Source organism: Coriobacteriia bacterium (genome assembly GCA_013334745.1).
In the GTDB taxonomy this organism is placed as follows: Bacteria; Actinomycetota; Coriobacteriia; order Anaerosomatales; family JAAXUF01; genus JAAXWY01.
Genome location: JAAXWY010000071.1, coordinates 1 through 7621, shown reverse-complemented (window position 1 = coordinate 7621; position 7621 = coordinate 1). Strand labels below are relative to the sequence as shown.

At 64.9% G+C, this 7621-nt stretch carries 8 protein-coding genes; all 8 read right to left on the bottom strand.

The window, feature by feature from the left end; translation table 11 throughout:
* Positions 1–808 (bottom strand): competence/damage-inducible protein A (locus HGB10_11670; GenBank protein ID NTU72460.1); only part of this gene is annotated, 808 nt, incomplete at its 3' end.
* Between the two features lie 8 nt (positions 809–816).
* Positions 817–1485: a CDP-diacylglycerol--glycerol-3-phosphate 3-phosphatidyltransferase gene (gene pgsA, locus HGB10_11665; GenBank protein NTU72459.1), complete on the bottom strand. Its 669-nt coding sequence runs from the start codon at positions 1483–1485 to the stop codon at positions 817–819.
* A gap of 29 nt (positions 1486–1514) precedes the next feature.
* On the bottom strand, positions 1515–2825 hold the full coding sequence (gene rimO, locus HGB10_11660) for a 30S ribosomal protein S12 methylthiotransferase RimO (protein ID NTU72458.1): 1311 nt from the start codon (positions 2823–2825) through the stop codon (positions 1515–1517).
* Positions 2826–2843: 18 nt separating this feature from the next.
* Positions 2844–3341, bottom strand: coding sequence for a YajQ family cyclic di-GMP-binding protein (locus HGB10_11655; GenBank protein ID NTU72457.1), 498 nt, complete (start codon positions 3339–3341; stop codon positions 2844–2846).
* Between the two features lie 28 nt (positions 3342–3369).
* Complete coding sequence (locus tag HGB10_11650) at positions 3370–4131, bottom strand: helix-turn-helix domain-containing protein (GenBank protein ID NTU72456.1); 762 nt, start codon at positions 4129–4131, stop codon at positions 3370–3372.
* 2 nt (positions 4132–4133) lie between these two features.
* Entirely contained in the window at positions 4134–6392 is a 2259-nt protein-coding gene (locus tag HGB10_11645) for a DNA translocase FtsK (protein NTU72455.1), read from the bottom strand.
* A gap of 90 nt (positions 6393–6482) precedes the next feature.
* Positions 6483–7349 (bottom strand): undecaprenyl-diphosphate phosphatase, encoded by an 867-nt coding sequence (locus HGB10_11640; protein ID NTU72454.1) that lies wholly within the window; start codon positions 7347–7349, stop codon positions 6483–6485.
* 4 nt (positions 7350–7353) lie between these two features.
* Positions 7354–7621, bottom strand: a 268-nt coding sequence (locus HGB10_11635) for a hypothetical protein (protein ID NTU72453.1), incomplete at its 5' end; no start/stop codon positions are given.

The window sequence follows — 7621 nt, the reverse complement described above, 5'->3', positions numbered from 1 at the left end:
CTACAGTGACGCCCTTCTCACGGCAGCGCGCGAGGGTGGCGGCGGCGAGCGTCTCGCCTGTTGTGGTGTAGCACGGGTCCCCGAGTTCAGCCGCGACAGCGCGGCCCGCCTCAACCAGCGCACTCCCACCTGCCCCGTCGTCGATGAGCAGCACGCGTACATCGCCCGGCTTGGCCAGCACCGTCAGGGTGATGCCCTCGAAGCCGCTCAGTGCCCTCTGTGCCGCATGCTGAACGTCGGACTCTGAAACGCCGGTGACACCGAGGTCGACCGGTCGTTGTCCGGCAGGGGCGATGTCGGCGAGAGCGAGTTCGAGCATCGGGCGCATCTCGGATGGTGGACCAGGGAGCAGCACCAGAGACCCAGCGGGTGTGGCGACGATCTGACCCGGTGCCGTCCCAGTCGTCTCGGGCAGCACTTGTGCGCCCTGAAGAACGAGCGCTTGTGTCAGAACCGCATCTCGCGCGGCCGGATCCGTGTGGCGCGCTTGAACGTCTCTCAGGCGCGCAAGTATCGCGGTATCGGCGAGCAGCGGGAGCCGCAAGGCCTTTGCTGCGGCTTCACGGGTGATGTCGTCGTGCGTGGGGCCGAGACCACCGGTGGTGATGACGATGGGGTGCTCGGACACGAGGCGGACGAGCGAGGCGGCGAGGGAATCGGGGTCGTCGCTTACGCTGAGCGCCTCGGCGACAATGAAGCCGCGTTGCGAGAGCGCGCGCGCGATCTCTGCGGTGTTGGTGTCGACACGAAGGCCCTCGGTGAGTTCCGAACCAACCGTCACGATCGCCGCAGTTCCTCGTACGGTCATCTGCGCACCTACGCCGTCGTGTCTTCGTCGGCGTCCGCCTCGGACTCCGCAGCCGCAGCGGCGATGGACGACGCTCCAGTCCACGGACCGATAAGCACCTCACGGGCGTGGATGAAGTAGTCGACCATCGAGACGATGGTCATGATGACCGCCGCACCCATGACCGACCATGCGACGATCTGCGTCCAGAACACCATCTGCGGACCGAGTGCGGCTATGACCGTGCTGTCCTTCACGATGAAGAGGATGATCGCGATGATCTGCAACACCGTCTTGAGTTTGCCGTACCACGATGCGGCGATGACTGCGCCCTCCGCCGAGGCGACCATGCGCAGCCCCGAGACGATGAACTCGCGCGAGATGATCACCAGTGCGATCCACGCCGGCAGCACCTGCATCTCAACGAACGCGAGCAGCGCAGCGGTGACCAGGAGCTTGTCGGCGAGCGGGTCGAGAAACTTGCCGAACGTGGTGACTTCGTTGCGTGAGCGTGCGAGGTAGCCATCAACGCCATCGGTCGCCGCGAGTACCCCGAAGACCGCCGCGGCGATCCAGGGGCGAAGGGCGTAGTAGAGCTCCGGTGCCTGGAACCAGCGCGGCCAGTCCGCGAGCAGTGCAACGAGAAAGACCGGGATCAGAACCATCCGTGTGATCGTGACGATGTTGGCGGGATTCATCGGAACCGGGCCACCGCGTCGTTCGTCGCTCACGAGATCACCTCGCCCTCAAGGTCGTAGCCAAGTGAGTCAACGATACACGCCGAGACGATCTGGCCGGGCTCGCCCTTGTCGAGAAGCACCAAGCCGTCGATTTCGGGCGCCTGACCACGCCAGCGGCCGACCACGACGCCGTCGTCCGGGTCGGTGCCCTCGACGAGGACCTCGACGGTCTCCCCCACCCGCATGCCCGCACGCTCGAAGCCGATCTCATCGGCAAGGTCACGGAGTCGCTGGGCACGGGCACGCCGTGTGCGAAGCGGAATCTGTGAAGGGAGCGCAGCGGCTTCGGTGCCGTCCTCTGGCGAGTACACGAACACGCCCGCGTAGTCGAAACGCGCTTCGGTCAGGAAGCGTTGCAGCTCACGGACGTCGGCGGTCGTCTCGCCGGGGAAGCCAGCTATCAAGGTGGTACGCAGCGCGACGTCAGGGAGCACCGCTCGGATGCGGGCGAGCATCCTAAGCAGGCTCGTGGCGTCGCCGCTGCGCCTCATCGCGCGCAGGACGGGCTTCGACGCGTGCTGCAGGGGGATGTCGAGGTAGCGGACCACATTGTCGTTCTCAGCGATGGCGGCGAGCAGGTCGTCACTGACGCCGTCGGGCTGCACGTACATCAGCCGAAGCCAGCGAACGCCTTGGACCGCAGCAACCGCGCGAACGACCGCGGCCAGTCCGCCCAAGTCGCCTGCGAGATCGTGGCCCCACGCGCTGATGTCCTGCCCGATGAGAACGATCTCGCTCGCACCGTGAGCCACGAGCGCCTTCGCCTCGGCGACGATGTCGGCAAGCGGGCGGCTGACGTACGGACCGCGTATCGATGGGATGGTGCAGTACGCGCATACGCGGTGGCAGCCGTCCGAGATCTGCAGGTAAGCCGAGGGCCCCGAATCGGTGCGACGCACGGCCTTCGGTGTAGTCGCACCTGCCGACACGCCGGTGAGTCGCTCGAGGACTGCAAGCAGCGCGCCCTCCTCGGAGACAGGAACGAACGCCGCGACCTCCGGCATCGAGTCGGAGAGCTCCTCGCCGTAGCGCGCCGGCATGCAGCCAGCCACGACCACGTGGCGCCCTGCTCGCTCGGGCAGCCAGTCGGCTGCGATGTCGAGCACCGTGGAGATCGACTCCTCGGTGGCTTCTCGGATGAACGAGCACGTGTTCACCACCACCACGTCAGCGTGGTCCGGCTCATCGACGAGACGGTACGCCGAGGCGAGCACGGACGCACGCATGCGGTCGGTGTCGACCTCGTTCTTGGGGCAGCCGAGCGTGATGAACGCAACGGCGGGGGCTTTTGACACGATGAGCCTTTCGGACCGCGGCTAGCGGTAGTTGGTGAACTGCAGCGGAATGCCGTAATCCTCAGCCTTGACGAAGGCGATTACGGCCTGAAGTTCGTCTCGAACGGACCCGGAGACACGCAGCTTGTCGCCCTCGATCTGCACCTTGACCTTGAACTTCTTCTCCTTGATGTCCTTGTTGATCTTGCGCGCGAGTTCGGCCTCGATGCCCATCACGAGCGTTCCCTTGATGCGCACGGTGCCGCCACTGGCCATCTCGGGCTTTGCCCACGCAACGGACTTCAGATCGATCTGGCGCCTGACGAGCTTGGTATTGAGCACGTCGATGACCTGGTTGCCGATGAAGTCGCTCGGCGCGTGCAAGGTGAAGGTCTTCTCGGCCTTACTGAACTCGATGGTCGCACCGGAGTCCTTGAGGTCGTATCGCTGGACGAGTTCCTTGAGGGTCTGCTGGAACGCGTTATCGACCTCTTGAAGGTCGACTTCCGAGACGATGTCGAAGCTGCTGTCCTTGGCCATGCGTGAACTCCCTGTTCTCTCCGTGGCCCTACGGGGCCGGATCCGCCGTGAGCGTCAGTGTCGGCGTGCCTCCACTGTTCGGGACATCTACCTTCTTGCCATCACGGTACACCGTCACCACTGACGGCTTGCCGATCTTGACCACTGCTTTGCTCGTGACCTCGAAGCTCTTGGTACGGCCGCTCGTCAGCGACCCGACGTACGCCGACTTCCCGTCGACGCGCACCTCGACCCACGAGGCGCCGTTTGTCGCGACCTTGATCTTGAGGGTGAACGGCGTGTAGGTCGCCGGCGGCTTCTCGGCGGGATCAGCAGCGGGCGACTGTTCGCCCGGATCTTCCGCAGACGGAGTAGCGCCGGTGGCCTCAACCGTGGGCGTTGTAGGGATGGGCGGCGGCGACTCAGGACCGGACCGAACGCGAAGCACAAGCCATATGACGAGGGAGAGCACGACAAGGATGGCGACCGCGATGACCCCGACCTTCCATGGCACCTCGTGCTGCTCACCGCGTGCGGAGACCGCGGTGTCCGGCGGTGCGATGTCGTGGAATCTGCTCGACCCTGTCTCGGCCCGGTACATGGCCAAGAGCGGCACCGAGTCCAGCTCAAGCAACCGGGCGTAACTTGAGATGTACCCACGGACATAGCCGGGGTTTGGTAGCTTCGCGTAGTCGCCTGACTCGAGGGCGTCGAGCAGTTTGCCTCGGATCTTGGTGCGATCCTCGGCTTGTTCGATGGTGATTCCGAGCGCGATTCTGCGTTCCCGCAGTGTGTCTCCGAGCTGGCTCATGGCTAATACTCTTCCGCTTCTTCACGCTCGAAGGCGCGAATCGCCTCGAGGCCCTCAACGTCGACCAACACCTCGCGCGGCTTGCTGCCGTCAGGCGGGCCGACGATTCCCTTCATTTCGAGCATGTCCATGATGCGCCCCGCCCGTGCGTAGCCGACCTTAAGGCGCCGCTGGAGCATCGATGTTGATCCGAGCCCACTGGTCACGGAGATGTCGGCCGCTTCCCAGATGAGCGGGTCGTCGTCCTCGCCGGTGTCGACTCCACCGCCGCCGGCGGTGGAGACCTTCATGTGAAGGATCTCCTCGTGATAGTCGGGCTCAGCCTGTGCCTTGAGATGCTCGACGATGCGCTCGATCTCGGGCTCTTCCAAGTAGCAGCCTTGGATGCGCTTGGGCTTGGCCCATGCCGGCTTGGAGAAGAGCATGTCGCCCAGGCCGACGAGCTTCTCCGCGCCGGGCTGATCGAGAATGACGCGTGAGTCGATGGCGCTTGCGACGTTGAATGCGATCCGGTTCGTGATGTTGGCCTTGATGATGCCGGTGACCACGTTCGCCTCAGGACGCTGCGTGGCGACGACGAGGTGGATGCCGGCCGCGCGCGCGAGCTGTGCGATTCGCACGATCGAGTCCTCGACCTCTTTAGCGGCGACCATCATGAGGTCGGCGAGTTCGTCGATGACGATGATGAGGTACGGCAGCTCCGTGGCGCCTTCCGGGCCCTTGCCGGCCTGGACCTTCGCGTTGTAGCCGCCGATGTCGCGCACTCCGGCCGCCGAGAGAACCCGTAGCCGCCGCTCCATCTCCGAGACCGACCACGCAAGTGCACTGGCCGCTTCTTTGGGTTCGGTGACCACAGGGACGTAGAGGTGCGGCAGGCCGTTGTAGAGCGAGAGCTCGACGCGCTTGGGGTCGATCAGGATGAGCCGCACCTCCGCAGGCGTGGCTCTCATGAGGACCGACATGAGCATGGCGTTGATCGCCACCGACTTGCCCGAGCCCGTCGTGCCACCGATGAGCAGGTGCGGCATGGCGGCGAGGTCCTCGAGTACGGGTGCCCCCGCTACGTCCTTGCCGATACCCAGGAGCAGCGGTCCACCCTCCCCCGCGGGCGCGAGAACGTCTCCGAGCGTGACCGAGGTCCTGCGCACGTTGGGAACCTCGATACCTACGAGTGACTTGCCGGGAATCGGAGCGAGTATGCGAACGGTGGAGGCCGCCAAGGCAAGCGCCAGGTCGTCTGCGAGTGCGTTGATCTTGGCCAGCCGAACGCCCTTGGCGATCTCGACTTCGAACAGCGTCACGGTTGGGCCGGCAACCCAGTTGACCACTCTGGCAGGGATGTCGAAGGTGGCCAATGTCTCCGTGATGGCAGCCGCAGTCGTGCGTTGCTCGGCATCCGAGGTCTTGTGCCGGGCGGCAGACTCAGTGGTCCGAGTGAGCATGCTGAGCGAAGGCAGCACGAAGCCCTCCATGGCGCGAGGCGCCACACTTCGGGGTGTGGGCACGGTCTTTCTTGCGGCCTCTGGGTCAGACTCGTCGGCGCGACCGCGCTTGCGGCCCGCTGGAGCGGCATCGGCTTGTGCGGATGCGCCCTCGTCCGCCGCACGCGCAGCGAGTGGGGTGGTCGCCGGTGCGCGGTCTCGCGCACGCTTCGCGGGCGCCGTTTCGGCCTCAGTGTCCGTGCCGATGATCGAGTCGCTGAACCACTCGACCAAGGCAGAGATCGACATGCCTGTGACCACCAGTCCAACGACGGCGAGCGCCGCGAGCAAGACGTAGCCTATCGTCGCGCCAAGGAGCGTGTAGAGCGCCCACGCGATGCCTGCACCGATATAGCCGCCACTTGTCATGAGGTTCTCTTTGAGGAAGAAGTCGGCCTCGGGCGTGGAGAGCGCGAACATGGTGATCACCGCTAGTACGACCAGACTCAGGCCAAGACCGGTGCGTCCCTCGTGGATGTCGGTCCTGATGAAGAAGCTCGCGCCCCACAGCAGCAGGAAGATGGGCACGAGGTATGCCCCGACGCCCACGAGCATGCGCATCATCCCCGCTCCGGCCTCGGCGGCGACACCCGAGTCCTTGCTGATCACGGCGATGAACATGGCGACGGCGAGTGCGGACAGTGTCACGCCGACGATGTCACGGCGCGATCGGTCGTCAAGCCAGCCCGTGGGCTGTGCCTTTGCTGCAGCGCGCTGCCCCGTGCGGGCACCGGCGCTGCGCTTGGGCGGCGTCTTGGACTTGGAACGGGATGAAGCCATGAGCGCGACTCCTAGTACGATTCAGGCTGCGTTTCGGTCACACGGATTCCCTCGCTGCAAAGTATAGGAGTCCGAGCGCGAATTGGGGCGCTAACCGCGAGAAAAGAACACGGCGATCAGCAGGAGCCCCGCGGCGATCCGGTACCACATGAACACCGCGAACGAGTGGTTGCGGACGTAGCCGAGCATCCACTTCATGAAGAGCACTGAGGTTATCGCTGAGGCCGCGAAACCCAAGATCCAGTCGATTGAGAGCAGCTCGGACAGCGGAATGTCGCGTAGACCGAACACGGCTGCGCCCGCGATGATCGGCAAGGCCGCCATGAACGAGTAGCGTGCGGTCGCATCTCGCGAGAAGCCGAGCAAGCGCCCTGCTGTCATGGTCGAGCCGGATCGCGAGACTCCGGGGACGAGTGCGAGCGCCTGCGCGAAGCCGATCGCGAACGCCTTACCCCAATTCATTGATTCGAGGGGCTCGCTCCGCTTGACCGTGCGGTCAACCCACCACAGCAGTACGCCAAAGACGATGAGTGCGACGCCCACGACGAGCGGCGCGTATCGGAAGCCGGTTTGGACGCCTGCGGCGGTGATGAATGCGGGCGTCGAGAAGGTCTCGATCTGGTCGTCGAGGGCGACCCCGATCAGCGCGCCGGGCACCGATGTGGCTAGCAAGAAGAGCAGGAATCGGCGTGACGTGACGCCCTCGGCGTCTCGCTTGACGGCGCCGGCGAGCAACCTGACCCAGTCGGACCACAGTGCGATCATGACCGCGATGGCGCTGCCCGCATGCAACGAGATGTCGAAGGCGGCCGCCTTGCTCGCATCTGCGAGAAACGCATACTCGCCTTCTATTCCGAACAGCCACGGCAGCATCTTGAGGTGCGCGCTTGACGATATGGGGAGAAACTCGGCGAGCCCCTGAGCCGCGCCGAGAATGACAGCCCAGACGTGATCCATCGAGTTAGACCTCCATGACGACCGGGATGATCATCGGCCTGCGGCGGATGCGCTCCCAGAGGAGTTGTGCGAGGGACTCCCGGACGGCGTTCTTGACCACGTGTCCCCCTGCGTCGATGTCGCCGGACATGGGTTTGGACCCATCGACCTTGAAGAACGCGGCGAAGAAGTCGAAGCTGTCGGTGGCGCGTATCAGCATCGCCAGACCGGCATACATCAGCATGGCTGCGGGATAGAAGCCGATACGCCGGCCATGGGCGTCGTAACTGGCG

Bases quoted from the DNA above. Each gene is read 5' to 3' on its own strand.
- pgsA (NTU72459.1), bottom strand. From the start codon at position 1,485: ATGAATCCCGCCAACATCGTCACGATCACACGGATGGTTCTGATCCCG.
- HGB10_11655 (NTU72457.1), bottom strand. From the start codon at position 3,341: ATGGCCAAGGACAGCAGCTTCGACATCGTCTCGGAAGTCGACCTTCAA.
- HGB10_11650 (NTU72456.1), bottom strand. From the start codon at position 4,131: ATGAGCCAGCTCGGAGACACACTGCGGGAACGCAGAATCGCGCTCGGA.
- HGB10_11645 (NTU72455.1), bottom strand. From the start codon at position 6,392: ATGGCTTCATCCCGTTCCAAGTCCAAGACGCCGCCCAAGCGCAGCGCC.
- HGB10_11640 (NTU72454.1), bottom strand. From the start codon at position 7,349: ATGGATCACGTCTGGGCTGTCATTCTCGGCGCGGCTCAGGGGCTCGCC.